Origin of the sequence: Fodinisporobacter ferrooxydans (assembly GCF_022818495.1) — a bacterium.
In the GTDB taxonomy this organism is placed as follows: domain Bacteria; phylum Bacillota; class Bacilli; order Tumebacillales; family MYW30-H2; genus Fodinisporobacter; species Fodinisporobacter ferrooxydans.
Map to the genome: position 1 here is coordinate 1,761,279 of NZ_CP089291.1, position 18,722 is coordinate 1,780,000.

Annotated in this window: 14 protein-coding genes and 1 rRNA gene; 14 read left to right on the forward strand and 1 reads right to left on the reverse strand. The window is 45.4% G+C overall.

The window, feature by feature from the left end:
- The first annotated feature begins 141 nt into the window (after positions 1-141).
- From LSG31_RS08480 to LSG31_RS08530, 11 genes are all read left to right on the forward strand, one after another.
- Complete coding sequence (locus LSG31_RS08480) at positions 142-2,337, forward strand: Tex family protein (RefSeq protein WP_430734271.1); 2,196 nt, start codon at positions 142-144, stop codon at positions 2,335-2,337.
- 57 nt (positions 2,338-2,394) lie between these two features.
- A complete protein-coding gene (locus tag LSG31_RS08485; protein ID WP_347438880.1) occupies positions 2,395-3,273 on the forward strand; it encodes a sensor domain-containing diguanylate cyclase in 879 nt (292 codons plus the stop codon).
- A 131-nt stretch (positions 3,274-3,404) separates the two neighbouring features.
- Positions 3,405-4,154: a response regulator transcription factor gene (locus LSG31_RS08490; protein ID WP_347438881.1), complete on the forward strand. Its 750-nt coding sequence runs from the start codon at positions 3,405-3,407 to the stop codon at positions 4,152-4,154.
- A gap of 104 nt (positions 4,155-4,258) precedes the next feature.
- Entirely contained in the window at positions 4,259-5,290 is a 1,032-nt protein-coding gene (gene thiL / locus LSG31_RS08495; RefSeq protein WP_347439469.1) for a thiamine-phosphate kinase, read from the forward strand.
- 22 nt (positions 5,291-5,312) lie between these two features.
- On the forward strand, positions 5,313-5,789 hold the full coding sequence (tsaE, locus tag LSG31_RS08500) for a tRNA (adenosine(37)-N6)-threonylcarbamoyltransferase complex ATPase subunit type 1 TsaE (RefSeq protein WP_347438882.1): 477 nt from the start codon (positions 5,313-5,315) through the stop codon (positions 5,787-5,789).
- Complete coding sequence (gene tsaB / locus LSG31_RS08505; RefSeq protein ID WP_347438883.1) at positions 5,770-6,492, forward strand: tRNA (adenosine(37)-N6)-threonylcarbamoyltransferase complex dimerization subunit type 1 TsaB; 723 nt, start codon at positions 5,770-5,772, stop codon at positions 6,490-6,492. The genes tsaE and tsaB overlap by 20 nt, the downstream gene beginning before the upstream one ends.
- Position 6,493: 1 nt before the next feature.
- Positions 6,494-7,000, forward strand: coding sequence for a ribosomal protein S18-alanine N-acetyltransferase (rimI, locus tag LSG31_RS08510; RefSeq protein WP_347438884.1), 507 nt, complete (start codon positions 6,494-6,496; stop codon positions 6,998-7,000).
- The gene (tsaD, locus tag LSG31_RS08515; RefSeq protein ID WP_347438885.1) at positions 7,001-8,089 is read left to right on the forward strand and encodes a tRNA (adenosine(37)-N6)-threonylcarbamoyltransferase complex transferase subunit TsaD; all 1,089 of its coding nucleotides are present in this window, start codon (positions 7,001-7,003) and stop codon (positions 8,087-8,089) included. It abuts the gene before it with no gap.
- On the forward strand, positions 8,086-8,712 hold the full coding sequence (pyrE, locus tag LSG31_RS08520; RefSeq protein ID WP_347438886.1) for an orotate phosphoribosyltransferase: 627 nt from the start codon (positions 8,086-8,088) through the stop codon (positions 8,710-8,712). The genes tsaD and pyrE overlap by 4 nt, the downstream gene beginning before the upstream one ends.
- Positions 8,713-9,201: 489 nt before the next feature.
- Positions 9,202-10,086 carry a LysR family transcriptional regulator gene (locus LSG31_RS08525; protein WP_347438887.1) on the forward strand — a complete coding sequence of 295 codons (885 nt, stop codon included), beginning with the start codon at positions 9,202-9,204 and terminating at the stop codon, positions 10,084-10,086.
- A gap of 59 nt (positions 10,087-10,145) precedes the next feature.
- The gene (locus LSG31_RS08530) at positions 10,146-12,506 is read left to right on the forward strand and encodes a hypothetical protein (protein WP_347438888.1); all 2,361 of its coding nucleotides are present in this window, start codon (positions 10,146-10,148) and stop codon (positions 12,504-12,506) included.
- Between the two features lie 63 nt (positions 12,507-12,569).
- On the opposite strand, the gene LSG31_RS08535 is transcribed toward LSG31_RS08530, so the two are convergent.
- Positions 12,570-14,507, reverse strand: coding sequence for an ABC-F family ATP-binding cassette domain-containing protein (locus tag LSG31_RS08535; RefSeq protein ID WP_347438889.1), 1,938 nt, complete (start codon positions 14,505-14,507; stop codon positions 12,570-12,572).
- 144 nt (positions 14,508-14,651) lie between these two features.
- Between LSG31_RS08535 and LSG31_RS08540 the strand changes: the two genes are divergently transcribed.
- From LSG31_RS08540 to LSG31_RS08550, 3 genes are all read left to right on the forward strand, one after another.
- Entirely contained in the window at positions 14,652-15,512 is an 861-nt protein-coding gene (locus LSG31_RS08540; protein ID WP_347438890.1) for a phosphatase PAP2 family protein, read from the forward strand.
- Between the two features lie 118 nt (positions 15,513-15,630).
- A complete protein-coding gene (locus LSG31_RS08545) occupies positions 15,631-16,479 on the forward strand; it encodes a 5-formyltetrahydrofolate cyclo-ligase (RefSeq protein ID WP_347438891.1) in 849 nt (282 codons plus the stop codon).
- A gap of 250 nt (positions 16,480-16,729) precedes the next feature.
- Positions 16,730-18,273 (forward strand): 16S ribosomal RNA (locus LSG31_RS08550).
- Positions 18,274-18,722 lie beyond the last annotated feature (449 nt).

An 18,722-nucleotide genomic window follows, 5' to 3' on the forward strand; every position in this document is an offset into this window, starting at 1 on the left:
ATAAGATCCGATCGACTATTCGCTCTTTTCACCAATCCTATTTAACGGTCACTGCCAAAAAGTCAGAATTTCAAACAGGATTCCGCATTCTTTATGTGGTAATATTATTGATTGTATTGAAGAAAGGGGTTCGAATCGATGATGGCGGTAGAAGAAAAAGACACACAGCAGAGAATCATTCAATCCATCGCTCAGGAATTACATCTCAAGGTTTCACAAGTCGAAGCAACGGTAGCATTGTTGGACGAAGGGAATACGATCCCGTTTATTGCGCGATATAGAAAAGAAGCAACCGGAAAACTTGATGAGAATCAATTGCGTGACATACATGAAAAACTTGAATATTTAAGAAGTTTGCAACAGCGCAGAGAAGAGGTATCACGTCTCATTTCTGAAGTAGCGGAGCTGACCCCTGCATTGCAGGCAACGATTGAATCGGCTCGCAACTTGACAGAATTAGATGATATTTACCGCCCATACCGACCGAAACGCAAAACTCGGGCAAGTATTGCCAAAGAAAAAGGGCTGGAACCTTTGGCGAATTGGATTTTGGAGGAGAATGTAAGCGGTTGGGAAGATCAGGCGAGGAGTCATATTAACGCAGAGTTAGGTGTTGAGACAGAAGAAGACGCATTGCAAGGAGCGAAAGATATTATTGCAGAGTACATATCGGATGATGCGGCATTGCGGAAACAGATTCGCGAGTTCACAACGCAAAAGGGCAAACTTGTCAGCCGGGCCATTCAACCTGGAATTTCAACTGTTTATGACCAATATTACGAATATGAAGAGGCGCTGTCCACGGTTCCGGCACATCGTGTCTTGGCAATGAATCGCGGCGAGAAAGAAGAAATATTGCGTGTAACCATTGAAGTCTCTGATGAAGTCGTTCATTTGATCGAGAAAAAGTACCGAAAAAAACCCCGTTCTGCAGTGGCCGCTATTTTGCAAGAGGTTTTTGCCGATGCGTATAAACGATTGATTGCTCCTTCGATTGAGCGGGAAGTCCGCAATGCGCTAACCGAAAAAGCAGAGGAGCAAGCCATCCGCATTTTTTCTTTTAACTTGCGAAATTTACTATTGCAACCGCCGATTCGCGACAAAGTCGTATTGGGAATTGACCCGGCATATCGCACCGGTTGTAAAATTGCTGTAGTTGATGAAACAGGGAAAGTTTTGCATATAACAGTAACATATCCTACGCCGCCGCAAAATAAAATAGCAGAAGCAGCAGATTGTATCCGAAAACTTGTCCATGAATATCAGGTGGATGTCATCGCCATCGGAAACGGGACAGGTTCCAGAGAGACGGAGCAATTTGTTGCGGATCTTATCCCAAGTTTAAGCAGGAACGTTGTTTATATCATCGTGAATGAAGCTGGGGCAAGCGTGTACTCTGCTTCCAAACTTGCCGGCGAAGAATTCCCCAAACTGGATGTTGCGGAAAGAAGCGCAATTTCGATTGCCAGACGATTGCAAGATCCTTTGGCGGAACTCGTTAAAATTGATCCCAAATCCGTAGGCGTCGGTCAATATCAACATGATGTGTCGCAAAAACGATTGTCGGAATCATTGGGTGCCGTTGTGGAATCGGCTGTAAACAGTGTCGGCGTGGATCTGAACACCGCTTCTGCTTCCTTGTTATCCTATGTGGCGGGTCTTAGCACATCTGTTGCCAAAAACATTGTTTCCTTTCGTGAAGAACATGGAAAATATACCGATCGTAAACAACTGCTGAAAGTTCCACGATTGGGACCGAAAGCATTTGAACAGTGTGCCGGGTTTTTGCGTGTACCAGATTCCAAAACTATCTTTGACAACACTCCTATACACCCGGAATCCTACGAAATCGCTGAACGTCTGCTGCGTATGTTAGGATATCAGGCAGCCGATCTGCATACGGACAACGAAGATCCGTTAAAAGAAAAGCTTATATCCATTGCGGACATTTCGTATTTGGCTGAGCAGCTTGAAGTCGGTGAACCGACGTTAAAGGATATCGTTGATGCGCTTCAAAAGCCAGGCAGAGACCCGAGAGAAGAGTTGCCGCCGCCTGTTTTCCGCACAGACGTTTTGAAGATGGAAGACTTGCAGGCAGGCATGGTACTCAAAGGTACGGTACGAAATGTGGTGGATTTTGGCGCTTTTGTGGATATTGGCGTCAAGCAAGATGGATTGGTACATATATCTGAGCTAAGCAATCAATATGTGAAACATCCAATGGATGTTGTCGCGGTCGGTGACATTGTAGATGTGCAGGTCATCTCCGTCGATTTGCATAAAGGCCGAATTAGTCTTTCGATGAAACAAATAGCACAAGACACCGTAAGTCCCTAAAAGGTCGCGTTTGGATGAACAACCTCAAGAAGGGATGGCGGCAAGGAGGGATCAATTTTGGGACGATCCATAGACAATGACAAGTTTGGTCTGATTTTTCAGTTTTCTTGTGATCCCATACTCATTTTGGACCCGGAATTATCGGTTGTTGCGTGTAACCATGCAGCAGAGAAGTTCTTTCGAATATCGATTGATCAAACGGGACAGTGTCATTTTTGTGATTTGTTTGATTGCAATCAGTCGCTGCCGCAAGGATACACAGTACAGGAAGGATTCGAGCAATGCCTTCGTACTAAGAAACCGGTGCAGGGAATTGAGTTGTTAGTTGCCGGACATGAATTCCGATATGGAGAAATTAGTGCATTTCCCATTCCTTTCGATGAAGAATGGTTATTGGCAATCGCTATCCGAGATACGACGAAAAATGTCTGTTTACGAGGGCAACTGGAAGAGTGGGCGCGTACCGATCCTTTAACCGGCTTGCTGAATCGGCGTTCATTAGAAAAGGAATTGGCACGGTTAATAACGAATGCCGAGCGATATCATGAAGTATTTAGCTTGGTTATGGTTGATTTAGACGATTTGAAAAAGATTAATGATCAATTTGGACATCATGCCGGGGATCAAGCGATATTGGACATATCCAAACTGCTAAAATCCCAATTGCGCCCGACGGATTTTATCGCACGTTATGGTGGAGATGAATTTGTGCTATTATTCCCGAATACGACACACAAGCAGGCGATCATTGCCATACAACGAATTGAAGACTCGCTCAATCAGAAAAATGCCGAATCCATATCTGAATATTCCCTCGGATTTTCCTATGGGATCGCACAATGGACGAAGCAAACAAATGTCAAAGAACTGTTGGAGCAAGCGGATCAGTTAATGTATCGACAAAAGAAACAAAAAGATGATCGAACACAAGAATAGTTTAAATTTAATAAAAAAATCCTCTGCCAAGATGTAACATTTTTCATGTGGGCTCCTTCTATATAAGTGAGAAGGTAAATCGACGATTTTACCTAGGGAAGTACTCCGCACAATGGGAGGAGCGATACGCATTGAGTTTTAAACTTTTGGTATATAGTAATGAGTCCTATATAGCTACCATGCTTCGCCATACACTTTCTCCGAAGATATTTGGTATCGAGACGGTTTACGATTGCTATCAATTGAACGCAATCGTAAAGCATCGATCATTTGCACTTGTCATTATGCATGTTCATGAAGGGACGCAAGCGGAATATGATTGCTGCAGGATGTTTGGAGAAACGTACGACATTCCATTTATCGTGATTACAGGCTCCCTGAACCCTGAAAATCGTTTGCAGCTATTGCGGCTGGGTGCTTTGGATTGTTTGACGGAAGATTGCAAATTGGAGGAACTGACGGTACGGATCCAAAATGTGTTGCGTTTTGTGGATTTGGCGGAGCGCCGGGCTGCGGAAATTCGACAGCCACAACCTATTATTCATTTGTCTGACGCGTTGTTTGTGAATCAGCAATTCCAATATGTAATGCGGCATGGCGAGCAGCAATACTTATCGCCCATCGAATTTCGTTTGCTAAAATATTTGATCGAGCATTGCAATGAAATTGTTGATTCGGAACACTTGCTGCAAGTGGGGTGGGGAGCAGTCAACCAATCAGGACGGGACGAGTTGTATGTGTACATCCGTTCTTTGCGAAAAAAACTGGATGTTCCCGGGCATCCGAGTTGCATTAAAAGTTTTTACGGGAAAGGATATTTGCTGCATATTCCGCGCTTGGCAGCGGCAACCCAAGATGAAAAATCAGTACTGTCTTTATGAGGCAGCACGTTTTATCGCCTCCTTTCTTTTTCCAACCCTTTCTTTTTCCAAACAAATATAGGTATAATGTAGAAAATGAATGGATGAGGTGTCTGGTTGTGCAGATGCGGGATCTTGGGGAATTCGGATTGATCGACCGCTTGACGGCGCGTTTGAAACACATACAAACAGATGTTACAGTAGGGATCGGCGATGATGCCGCAGTACTTGGTTACCCAGCAGATTGTGAAATTGTTGCAACGACGGACGCCTTGGTGGAAGGTGTCCATTTTCGTTCGGATACTATTTCCGTACACAATCTTGGATATAAAGCGGTAGCGGCATCCATTAGCGATATTGCGGCAATGGGCGGTCTTCCCAAGCATATCTTGTTATCGTTGGCCATTCCCCCAGATAGCGATATTTCACGACTGGAAGGGATATATGACGGGATCGATGAGATTTCCCAACATTATAAATGCTCTGTTGTCGGAGGAGATGTCGTAAAGACAGAGGGGCCGCTGGTGATCAACGTCACTCTGCTCGGAACGGTAAAACGTGGACAAGCTTTGTTGCGATCCGGCGCAAAGGTTGGAGATGTGGTATTCGTTACAGGATATGTCGGCGGTTCTGCTGCGGGTCTTTCCTATCGTCTTCGTTCACAACATCCGCCATTCGTCGAAACTGCTGAAGATACGGCAGCATGGAAAGACTGTATGGAGTATTTGGGATCGTGCCATGAACGACCAAATCCACAAGTGCAAGCCGGGCAGCTGTTGCTTGCTTCAGGCGTGTGCAGTTCGTGCAATGACATTAGCGATGGACTTGCAAGTGAATTGCATGAAATATCGAAAGCAAGCAATGTCACCATCGAAATACAAGCAGCTGCTGTCCCGATCCATCCGCATGTACAAGCATTTGCCCGCGGTTTTTCCTGTGATGCACTGGAATGGGCGCTGTATGGCGGCGAGGATTATCAATTGGTCGGTACTGTCCGAAAGGAATCTTTTGACACATTAGCCGCTCAATTTCATCAAGCAGGATTGCAAATGTTTGCGATCGGCCATGTAACAGGAACGGGTCGAGGTGTTTTGTTGCGACAAGGAAATGCGAGTACTGATATTTCCGCGTCTGGCTATAATCATTTTCGATCATGATGATGTATATCTGCTGGAGGGTATGGTTGTGGTAATTTCTGCAGAAAGTCCCCGTGAAACACAAGCCATTGGAAAAGAATTTGTTGCCAGGTTGTCTGCCGGGGATGTTATTTGTCTGGATGGAGATCTTGGCGCAGGGAAGACGACATTCACTCAGGGAATTGCAATGGGACTTGGAATTCACGAGATTGTCAACAGTCCTACCTTTACATTAATTCAGGAATACGTAGGGACCCTGCCGCTCTATCATATGGATTTGTACCGTTTGGGCGATCAAGCAATTGAAGAAGAATTGGGACTGGAAGATTATATGTATGGCAAAGGAATCACTGTGATTGAATGGAGCAATTGGATTGAACGTTTGTTGCCGGAAGAGCGGTGGGTTGTTGCCATCGAAATAACAGGTGTACAATCCAGATCCATTTGCATCACCGGCGTGGGGGAGAGACCACAGAGATTGATAAAGGAGTGGGAGCAAAATGGCTTATCTCGCCCTTGACACGTCTACGGAGACATTGGCAATCGGAGTTGGAGACGAGGTACAGTTGTTGGGCGAAGCAACGATATTGCGTACAAACAATCATTCCATTCAAATGATGCCGATACTTGATCAATTAATGGACGATTGTAGCATCACTCCACAACAGTTGGAAGGCATTATTATCGGAAAAGGTCCTGGATCGTATACAGGTGTTCGGATTGGTGTTACGACTGCAAAGGTACTTGCATGGACCCTGAATATTCCTATGATCGGCGTTTCGAGTTTGCAGGCGCTGGCCCAATCGTCCCGTTCCCATCGGGGAATTGTGCTTGCGATGTTTGAGGCGAGACGAAAACGGGTGTATGCGGGTGCGTATCTTGGTTCCCGCGCATATGAAGCAGTTGTTCCAATTGCGGAAATTCGCCAATGGCTCGTATCGAGTTTCGGTTGCGGAAATGAAAGTGAATTTCCTGAAATTGTATGTACAGGAGACGGTTCCAGAAATTATGCAACGGAATTGCGGCAAATGTTCGAAGATCGCCTGACCGAAATCGCGCCTTTATCGCGACAGCATATACGGGCCGCTAATCTTTTGGAACTTGGGATCCCACTATTGAAGCAGGGAAAACGGGAAGATACCGCCAATTTTTCTCCGGAATATCTGCAACTGGCGCAAGTGGAAGCGAAACTTTTGCAAGAAACCAAGGAAGGTACTGTATAAAATGAATATTCCCGTCACATTTCGAAAAATGAAATTCGAAGACATTGACCAAATTTTGGAGATCGAGCGGGAAGCCTTCTTGACGCCTTGGACCAGAGCAGCTTTTGAAGGCGAACTCAAGGACAACCACTTTGCACAGTATTACGTAGCGGTTGCGGGTCAAAAGGTCGCCGGGTATTGCGGTATGTGGGTGATCCTTGACGAAGCGCATATTACCAATATAGCCATTCGCGCCAATTACAGAGGAAAGAAGATAGGAGAAGCCTTATTGCGATTTATGATGGCAATGGGGGGTGTGCATGGGGCGAAACGCATCACCCTGGAAGTCCGCGTTTCCAATTCCGTTGCCAGACAGCTATATTATAAACTTGGTTTTGAAGATAGCGGGATTCGCAAAGGATATTATACGGATAACAATGAAGATGCCTTAATCATGTGGGCGGATTTGCCGTCAGATATTAATACCGCCGCAGAAGAGCGGAATACGGATCGATATGCAGGGAGTTAAATGTATATGGGCTGGAAGTCTAGAAGCCAGGAACGTTATCAGACACAATATGCACAGCATGTGGAACAGGGGCAACCGTGTTACATATTGGGGATTGAATCGAGCTGTGATGAAACATCAGTAGCCATTGTGGAAAATGGGCGCAGGATTGTATCCAATGTGATTTCTTCACAAGCGGATATTCATAAGCAATTTGGCGGGGTGGTGCCGGAAGTGGCGTCACGCCGTCATGTTGAGCGAATTACGCAAGTGGTTGAAATGGCTCTGCAGCAGGCAAATCTTACGATGGAAAGGATTGCGGCTATTGGTGTCACGTACGGTCCAGGTTTGGTCGGGGCCTTGCTGGTCGGTGTATCTGCCGCGAAGTCTTTGGCATATGCACATGATCTGCCAGTGATTGCAGTGCACCATATCGCCGGACATATTTATTCCAACTTTCTTGAAAATAAGAAGCATCCCCCTGTGCTTGCCCTGATCGTTTCCGGCGGACATACGGAAATCGTTTATATGCCAGATTTATATACGTATGAATGTTTGGGGCGAACAAGGGATGATGCGGTCGGAGAAGCATTTGACAAGGTGGCTAGGACGATGGGGCTGGAATATCCGGGAGGGCCTGTCATTGACCGATTGGCACAAAAGGGAAATCCGGAAGCTGTCCCTCTTCCGCGAGCCTTTCTTGCGGATGACTCCTTTGATTTCAGCTTTAGCGGTTTAAAATCTGCTGTCATTAATGTCCTTCATAATGGGAAGCAACGGGGTGAATCGATTTCACAAGAAGATTTGGCGGCAAGTTTTCAAGCTGCCGTAACAGATGTATTAGTCGAAAAGACTGCCAAAGCCGTTCTTCGGACAGGAGTGCGCCAAGTTGTTGTAGCTGGCGGTGTAGCAGCAAATCAGGGGCTGCGGGCAAGTCTTGGCAAACGTGCGCAACTTGATGGATTTGAAGTCTATTTTCCGCCCGTTGCTTTATGCACAGACAATGCAGCAATGATCGCAGGCGCCGCTTATCCGTTATATCAAAAAGGCCAATTTGCCGATTTATCTTTAAATGCTGTGGCAAATATTCGATTAGGAGTGGAACGTTGATGAATCGCGAGCGAGTTGCTCAATTGCTTTTGACTATTCAAGCTGTGCATTTGCGTCCGGACAATCCTTTTACATGGGCATCCGGCATTCAATCCCCCATTTATTGCGACAACCGATTGATTATGGGGTATCCGGATGTTCGCCAGGAGATTGCAAACGCATTTGTCCAAACCATCCAAACGTCCTACGGCAATGTGGATGTCATTGCGGGTACGGCGACGGCAGGCATTCCCCATGCAGCCTGGGTGGCCCAATCCATGGAAAAGCCGATGATCTATGTACGATCCAGCGCTAAAGGGCACGGTAAACAAAATATGATTGAGGGAGTACTTCGCCCAGGGCAAAAAGTCGTTGTCATCGAAGACCTGATTTCCACAGGTCAAAGTGTTCTTAAAGTTGTGGATGCTCTGCGCGAAGCAGGTGCGGACGTTTTAGGCGTTGTGGCGATTTTTACATATGGTTTGCAAAAAGCGGTTCAACAGTTTGAACAGCATCAAACACCCTTTACGACGCTGACGAGTTATGACGAATTGATACCTGTTGCTGTTCGGGAGGGTTTCGTTACGGAACAGCAAGTCGAACAGTTGAAACAATGGAAACATTCGTTGGAAAATCGGGAATAACAAAGATGCAGAAAAATACACAGATACAGAATATATGCGATAATACATGTGATTGCAATTTTGATCCGAGCGGTAGAGTTTGTTGTTTAAATAATCCTATTAGGATTCCAATCTCCTCAAGTTTCATAGAGGAGATTTTTCTTTGTCCAAATGCCTTGCGTTCTCATGTCGAGCGCATGGAACGTCGGACACCATGTATGAAACGGTGTATGTTTCATCGAATTATCCACAAAAGATGTGTGAATGGCAGATGGTTATCCACAACACTGTGAATAACCTAAGAAAATGCAAGAATTACGCTGTGTATAAAACCTATAAAAATTTTGTCGAGTTATGTAAAATAATCGTTAAAATTGTGGAAAACAAGTAAAATCCCCTGAAATATCTGCTGTTTTTATGTGGATAACTCTGTGGATTATGTGGATGACTCAAGATTTTGTCAATTTCGTATAGGAGTAAATGAATGATCTGGGAAAGGAGCAAGAGGGAATGGATGTAGCTGCTTTGCAAACATTTATTTTGGCAGCACAATATCAAAGCTTGAACAAAGCTGCAAAACAACTGCATATTTCACAACCAGCCGTATCGATTCGCATTCAAACACTCGAAGCCGAGTGTGGATATAAGCTGTTTGAAAAGGTGGGCCGCAGTTTGCGATTAACGCCGGCAGGGAAACAGTTCTATCCCTATGTGGCACGATGCCTGGGAACACTTTCCGATGGATTGCGCGGGTTGGACTGTTTGAACAGGCAGCCGATGAAGCAATGGAATGACAGTGCCATTTCTATTGCAGCAGATGAGATCTCCATCTACCGGCTTTCCGCATGTTTGAATCGACTGAATCGAATGCAAGACAACGGTTCATCCCGAGTGGAGCGGATCGTTTATCATCTGCTTTTGCCGCACATTCAGGCGAAACTGGTTGCTGACAGTATTCAATTGGCATTTATCAGTCAAGAATTTCATCATCCTTCATTACGGACATTCTATCTGTGCGACGAACCGTTTGCATGTGTCGTGCATCGACAACATCAATGGCGGGTGGGCGCTTCAGATTTTCCTTTTTTCCTACCTATTGATATACCCTTTTTGTCAACTCTGCCAATGCATAAGGAACTTGAAACGTTGCATTCATCCTTTCTTCGCAACATTGTATATTCCAACAGTTTTTATATGATCAGACAATCCGTTATATCTGGCGCTGGTTTTGGGATCGTGCCCAAATGGATGGTTGACAAGGAACAAGACATGGAAGATGTCGTGTCCATAGAACTTCCGGGTATACAGATGCCGAATTGTCAACTATATTGTGTATTTTCCCTTGCTATCCCTATTCAAGTTCAAAAATGGCTGATCTCCTGTTTTATGGAATAAGATCGGCAAGAACGGTCATCCTACAGAAGTAACAGAGTATTGGACTAGGATGATGATCGATGTTGCGAACGATGCCAAGCAAACGATTCCTAAGAAAAAGGCATGCTTTCCTCTATATCCTCATACAGCTTTTTGCGTTGATCTTTGCACCGACCGGAACTGCGGCATCCAGTCAGAAGCCGGTGGAATCAGGCATGCGTCATCCCCATCATGTGATTTTTTTGCCTTTATATTCGGTTGGCATAGAAATTTTTGAAAATCCGCAATTGCCTGCTTTTCAACATCTTGCAAAGCTGGGTGCCGTTGGTCTTTTGACAATGAATACGCAGAAATCTCATGGTCCATGGGATGAGTATGCCTCTTATAGTGCAGGTGCACCGATGCATTTTGCAGAGCCGATCATCGAAGCAGAAAAAAATGCAGAAGAAAATCAGACAAATGTTCCGAACTTACCTTTACATTGGTTTCAACAACCTTTGCATACACCAATTTTTAGCTTGGGAATTGGCGGGATGCACGAATGTCTTCGAAAGTCCGGACTTGTATGTATGTATGCAGGCCCGGTGATGTTGAATCGGGGCATGTTCGAACCGGCGTCACTTTTTAGTGTAGATAAAGACGGCAAAGTGTCGCGATATGGAAATGAAAAAAACGGACACACATACCGTATACAGGATCGGTTTGCAGCCGGGGGGATGATTGATGCGGTTCCGAAATTGCTGGATGATGTATCCTATTTCCTCCACTCCAAACAAAGCGGCTTGCTTACAATCGGCATGGGAGATTTGGAAGCTATCGAACATGAGCGATCCTATTTTTCAGAGAATCAGTATAGACGATTGCGTCTGCAGGCGTTGGAGAGAACGAATGAATTCATTTGGCAAACGATACGTCAGCTCACGGCGGATGATACGTTAATTGTTGCGGGAGTTACGATTCCATCCGAACAAGCAAGAACACATGAATGGCTTGCTCCCATTGCTATTATTGGACCCAATATAAAAGGCGATAGCAGTATTACGTCTGATACGACACGTCAAAAGGGGATCGCTGCCAACTTTGATCTTGTACCAACCATTTTCCGCCAACTGCAAATACACGTACCACAGACATTAGGCAGTCCGATCCATACGTTTGATCCCGTTTCGTCTAATCTTTTCACCTTCGCAAAAGACAAGCGGCAGCGAATTTCGAATATGCAAACGCTCCAACATGTATATCAATTGAATACATGGTATACAACAAATCGTCCTCTGCTTGTGGGAATATTTTCAGCGTTTGTCTTCGGCTGCCTGATCTTGTGGTTATTGAGCATCAATGGATGGCTGCGAATCAAAAGCAGATGGTTTTCATTGCTGTGCTATGTGTGCAGTGAACTGCCGACAGCGTTTTTGCTCATGGGCAGGATCCAGCGGCTGCTTTTTGAACAATTGAACTGGAAATCGGAAGCTGCGTTGGTTCTGTATGTCGGTATGACCCTATTTCTGGCTGTACTGATTGCTCTCCCGGCCATTTTCCTGCAGGCATGGGAAAACAAGTTTCTTTATTTAAGTGTGGTTGCCGTTTTCGTGCAGAGTGTCCTCCTTTTGCTGCATGACAGCACGTTTTCCCAATCTTTATTTGGCTATGATCCTGTGAATGGCGCCCGTTATTATGGAATTGGCAACGAGTATGCAGCAGGTTTTATAAGCGCATGGCTAATGATTTTAGTCACTATTTTTAAAAAATGCGGAAAAGTCGATTGGCTGCTTGGATGGATTGGCAGTGTTGGAGTTGTGGCATTTTTGGCGAGTCCAATCTTTGGAGCCAATATTGGAGGCGGATTAACAGTCGGAGTTGGCAGCTCATTGTTGCTGTATCGAATGGGAAGGAACGTTCAGCGATGGAATCGGGCATTCTTTCTTGGTTCGTTAGCGGCAACAGTTGTCTTTACTGCGGTATTACAAATACACCCCGGATTTTCTGTATCCCACGGAGCCCATTTCATTCGTTGGGCAGAACAGAAAAATTGGAGTGCAATCAGTGAAATCATTCGCCATAAAATTCAAATGAATGTGAATATGATCGCATATGCTCCGTTTTGGATCAGTATGTGCATATGTGCACTGCTACTTTTCTTTGGCTATTTGTATACCAATCATCCTGTATATCGACAATGGAAAAAGGAGAAACATTCATGGCAGCAATTGTTTCCCATCCTCGTGATTACATCCATTGTAGGTGGAATCGTCAATGATTCCGGGATTCTTGTCAGCTTCTTGATGGTGTATCCGGCATTCTGGATCGGTTTGGGCGCTATGAATATGGAAAATTATTTCTATTGTATACCGTTCAAAAAAAGGATTGCAAAAAGGTTTAACAAGTGGTTTCTGCTATTGGAATATCGGATGGGGCTATCCCAAAAGGGCAACATCGAATGAATCAGTCCCAAAACGAAAAAACCTCCAAAACCACAGTGAAAGTGGGGGTGGAGGCTTATTCCTTTAATCTTCCTGCAACTCTTCCCAAGTGACAAATAACGTTTCCAGTTGAGTTTGCAATTCCTGATAGCGAGTGTTGATGGCGATTGATTGTTCAGGGTCTGCAAAAGTAGCCGGATCACATAATTGTTGTTCGATCCATGCAATTGCATCTTCCAGTTCTGATATCTTTTGCTCAACTTCCTCTATTTGCCGTTTCCGCTTTCGCTCCTCGCGTTGCCGCTGCTTATCTTCCGACCTCCGCTCTTGGTTGGCGGATGTCTTGACAGAGGGGGATTCATTATTTTTTGGCATTGCAGGCGTATTTTGCAGTGCCTGCAATGCGAGCAGTTGGGCCTTTTTTTCGACAAAATCATCATAGTTTCCCAAATAGGATTTCATTCCCAAAGGGGTTAACTCAATGACGCGATTGGCAAGCTTATTAATAAAATATCGATCATGTGAGATGAATAAAAGCGTACCATCATAGTTGGCTAACGCTTCTTCCAATATTTCTTTGCTCAATAAATCCAGGTGATTGGTCGGTTCGTCAAGAATTAAAAAGTTCGCTTGTTTGAGCATGAGTTTTGCCAATAAAACACGAGCTTTTTCTCCGCCGCTCAATGATGAAATGAGTTTTTCGACTTCTTCGCCGCTGAATAAAAACTGCCCCAGTACGCTGCGTACGGTTGTTCGGTCAAGTGCCGGATATTCGTTCCATACTTCCTGAAGGATGGTAGATGTAGAAGAAAGAGAACTATGCTCCTGGTCGTAATATCCGATTTGCACATTGGCTCCCAATTGAACATATCCTTCCGCCAGTGGAAGTTCACCGATTAAACTTTTAATCAACGTGGATTTTCCAATCCCATTTGGTCCTAAAAGTGCAATCCGATCGCCACGCCGGATTTCCAAATGGAGATTGCGGAAAATCCAGCGGTCGCCGAGAAAACTTCCAAGCTGTGTACCTTGTAGTACGTCATTGCCGCTTCGCTTGGCAGTTTCGAAGGAAAAGAAAACTTGTTGATTTATCGTAGGTTTGTCGATCCGTTCGATTTTATCAAGGAGTTTTTGTTTGCTCTGTGCCCGTTTGGAGGTAGAAGCCCGCGCGATGTTGCGGCGAACAAAGTCTTCCAGACGGGCAATTTCGCCTTGTTGCTGCTCAAACAGCTTGATTGTTTGTTCCAGTTCCGCTTCTTTTTGTTTCAAAAAATCGGTGTAATTCCCTTTATACTGTTTAATTACTCCATCATTTAACTCATACACGGCATTGGCGAAGTGATCGATAAAATACCGATCATGAGAAATGACCAATACCGCTCCTTGGTATTGGCGCAAGTATTGTTCCAGCCATTGGACGGTGTCCATGTCCAAATAGTTTGTTGGCTCATCCAGCAACAAAACAGAAGGTTCCTGCAGCAACAATTTACATAAAGCAAGTCGCGTTTTTTGTCCGCCGCTTAATGTATGTATGATCGTTTGGTGGGTTTCTTCCGGAAAGCCCAGCCCATGTAAAACGCCGCGAATTTTTGCATCAACGGCATAGCCGCCGGCTTCTTCAAAAGCTTCTGTTAATGCGGAATAGGATTGCATAAGTTTTTCGTAAGCGGAAGAGTTGCCAAGAATCTCTTCATCGCCCATTTGCAGTTCTAGATTTTTTAATTGGCTTTCCATTTCGGAAATATGTTGAAACACTGCACGCATTGCGGTAAAAATCGTTTGTTCTGTATCAAGACTCCCTGTTTGGGCCAAGTAGCCGATCGTTGCCTGCTTGCTGATCGATATGTCTCCGGTGTCGGGAGTGAATTGGCCTGCGATAATTTTAAACAGAGTTGATTTTCCTGCACCGTTGATGCCGATTAACGCGCTTCGATCTTTGTCTTGAATGGTAATGCTGGCGTCTCGCAATATCGGATCGCCGGCAAATGATTTTTGAATGTGGGATGCTTGTAAAAGAATCATGAGAATCACCTTTATATCAACGTTTCCGTTCCAGTGTACATGACCATACGTGTTTAAACAATCGGACAAATAAGATTATAGGCATAACCGGAACTTTTTGGACGTACATGTTTGTAAGGGACAAGTACGCAAAGAGGTGACGACATGCAAGTACATATTCTTATCTGGATTCAACAATTGGAACATGCCTGGTTAGATGTATGGATGATTCTCTCTTCATTTTTTGGAAATACGAACTTCTATATTTTTGCCATTCCCATTGTCTATTGGTTCTTCGGAAAACGATTGGGTATCCGCGTTGCAACACTTGTTATTGCTTCGATCAGCATGAATGAAGCATTGAAAGTTTGGTTTCAGGTGATTCGTCCAATCGGCCATCCGGGAATCCGGTCCTTGTATATTCAATCTGCACCAGGATATTCTTTCCCGAGTGGGCATAGTCAATCAGCTATCACGTTTTGGGGGTATTTGGCCACCAGATTTCGAAACATTTGGTTTACGATACTTGCCGGCGCGATAATCGTTACTATTACATTTTCGCGATTATACTTAGGTGTTCATTGGCCGTTGGATGTTTTAGCCGGACTATTGCTGGGAGCCGCTGTGATCTGGTTGGGTTTGCGAATGGAGGATTTTTTTAGGGAAAAGCGGTTGACTTCCTTTGCGAGAATTTTTTCTGCAGGGGTGTTATCAGTCTTTATCTTTTTTATTTATCCAAAAGCAGAGGGAATTGAACTAAGCGGATATTTGTTTGGTATGCTTATTGGATATATGATAGAAGAAAAAATGTTAACATGCACAGTGCCAAGTTTCATTCTGGATCGTTTGGGTGTACTGATTGTTGGCAGCGGAGTGTTGGCTGCTTTGCGCGAAATTTTTATGCTGCTGATACCACCGGAGAATCTTTATTATTGGTTGGCATATAGCGTACTTGGTTTGTATATTAGCTGGATGGCGCCGTGGCTGTTTGTCAAACTTGGTTTTTATCGAAGAAAAGGTTGTTGATTCTTGACGCAATGGCAGTTGCCCGGTTATAAACAAATACCTGTTGCAACGTCAACGCACGTCTTTTTGGATCGTTTCCAAAAATATGATGATTTTGAGTAGAAAGGTCGTAGCAACAATGATCGTAGTTTCGAGTTATGGCAATGAATTTTCCGTAGAGCCAATTGAAGGCCGGACAATATTGACTTTAGTCAATGATAAAGTGAAAATTCCCGAATTGGATGGCATACCTTTTCAATGCCAATCGGGTACATGCAAACGTTGCATCGTATTTGTGAAACAAGGCCATGAATACTTGGCACCGCCGAGTCAAACAGAAATGCGTGCATTAGGTCCCAGGTTAGGAAACGGATTCAGATTAGCATGTCAAACAAAAGCCATTCAACAAAAAAAATTTTTACGGCAAAAAATGATACGGAAACGGCAAGAACTTGATGCAGAATATAGGGCTGCTGCCGACAAGATTATTATAGAACGATGCATGGGGCTGTCTGCCATTCAAAATGCCAAAACCATCATGCTGTATTCTGATTTTCGCGGTGAAGTTGGAACTCGCCAATTCGTTGAACGATTATTGGAGGACGGGAAACAAGTTTTTTTGCCAGTTACCGATCACGCGGCAAAATTATTGCTACCTGTACAAATCACGGGTTTTGAACAACTGCATCCAGGTGCATATGGTATTCTGGAACCGCAGATTCCGCCAGAAGCTGTGATAAATAAGCAGGATGCGTCCAATGTTTCTCTTGACGTTGTTGTTGTTCCTGGAGTTGCATTCCGAACAGATGGAGGACGCTTAGGTTATGGAGGAGGATTTTATGACCGTTTTCTAGCGAATCTACCCAATCCAGTGATAAAGATTGGTTTAGCATATCAGTTTCAAATTGATGAAACATTTCCTGTGGACGATCATGATGTAATGATGGATCTCGTTGTGACGCAGAAAAAAGTGTATGGAACCAAGTGAAAAATAAATTTAAAATTGTTGTTGACACTTTTTACGGTGTGTGATAAATTAATAAACGTCGCTTCGACAGATACAGCGATTCACGAAAAAAACCTGAAGTTCCTTGAAAACTAAACAAGTGCAGGGAGTTATATATGTAACTCCTGTCATTAGTCAGCAATGATTCTGACAGGGTCAAGTAATGAATAGGTAGCTCCGACAACCTTCGGTTGCGGAGTAAATTCACACGAAGTGCTGAAGCACTAAGTGTTCATTTGAGAGTTTGATCCTGGCTCAGGACGAACGCTGGCGGCGTGCCTAATACATGCAAGTCGCGCGGACGATGCAAAGCTTGCTTTGCATCGTTAGCGGCGGACGGGTGAGTAACACGTGGGCAACCTGCCGAATCGTTTGGGATAACACCCGGAAACGGGTGCTAATACCGGATAGTTTCTTCCTTCGCATGAAGGGAGACGGAAAGGTCCGTTCGGACCGCGATTCGATGGGCCCGCGGCGCATTAGCTAGTTGGTGGGGTAACGGCTCACCAAGGCGACGATGCGTAGCCGACCTGAGAGGGTGACCGGCCACACTGGGACTGAGACACGGCCCAGACTCCTACGGGAGGCAGCAGTAGGGAATCTTCCGCAATGGGCGCAAGCCTGACGGAGCAACGCCGCGTGAGTGATGAAGGCCTTCGGGTTGTAAAACTCTGTCTTCGGAGACGAACCCGTACGGGAGGAAATGCCCGTGCGTTGACGGTATCCGAGGAGGAAGCCCCGGCTAACTACGTGCCAGCAGCCGCGGTAATACGTAGGGGGCAAGCGTTGTCCGGAATCACTGGGCGTAAAGCGCGCGCAGGCGGCATTTCACGTCTGGGGTGAAAGTCCAGAGCTCAACTCTGGGATGGCCTTGGAAACGGGAGTGCTTGAGCGTCGGAGAGGTAAGGGGAATTCCACGTGTAGCGGTGAAATGCGTAGAGATGTGGAGGAACACCAGTGGCGAAGGCGCCTTACTGGCCGATTGCTGACGCTGAGGCGCGAAAGCGTGGGGAGCAAACAGGATTAGATACCCTGGTAGTCCACGCCGTAAACGATGAGTGCTAGGTGTTGGAGGGTACCACCTCCAGTGCCGAAGCTAACGCATTAAGCACTCCGCCTGGGGAGTACGGTCGCAAGACTGAAACTCAAAGGAATTGACGGGGGCCCGCACAAGCAGTGGAGCATGTGGTTTAATTCGAAGCAACGCGAAGAACCTTACCAGGTCTTGACATCCCGCTGACCGGTGTAGCGATACACCTTCCCTTCGGGGCAGCGGTGACAGGTGGTGCATGGTTGTCGTCAGCTCGTGTCGTGAGATGTTGGGTTAAGTCCCGCAACGAGCGCAACCCTTGATCTGTGTTGCCAGCATTCAGTTGGGCACTCACAGGTGACTGCCGGCGACAAGCCGGAGGAAGGCGGGGATGACGTCAAATCATCATGCCCCTTATGACCTGGGCTACACACGTGCTACAATGGGCGGTACAACGGGATGCGAAGCCGCAAGGCGGAGCCAACCCCTGAAAACCGTTCACAGTTCGGATTGCAGGCTGCAACCCGCCTGCATGAAGCCGGAATTGCTAGTAATCGCGGATCAGCATGCCGCGGTGAATCCGTTCCCGGGCCTTGTACACACCGCCCGTCACACCACGAGAGTTGACAACACCCGAAGTCGGTGGGGCAACCATTTGGGGCCAGCCGCCGAAGGTGGGGTCGATGATTGGGGTGAAGTCGTAACAAGGTAGCCGTATCGGAAGGTGCGGCTGGATCACCTCCTTTCTAAGGAATATAAGTCCCTTATGGGGATGCGAAAAAGAATGTTTGTGTTACACGAACATTGCCCTGCACTTGGTTAGTTTTGAGGGAACCTCCCTCAACTGGAAACATCCAACACTTGCATCGTGAGATGCAATGTAGTATGATGTCTTTCCTGCTTCCGCAAGGAAGCGTGAATATGGAATGGCTTTTTTATGTTCTTTGTTCTTGATGTTCTTTGAAAACTGGATAGCGAATTCTATCGTATACAGGATGAATACAATGCGTGGTAACTGCGCAAGCAGTACACAATTTCATCAAATGTTTTACCCGAGCGCTTAACGATTTTTTGGTATGCATGTTTTATGCAGCACCAAGCTGCGACTCGCTAGCGGCGAGAAGTGCCAGGAAGAGATTTCGTGAAGAAGTGAGCATAATGGAATTATGTGAACGATGAACGAAAGATCTGACAA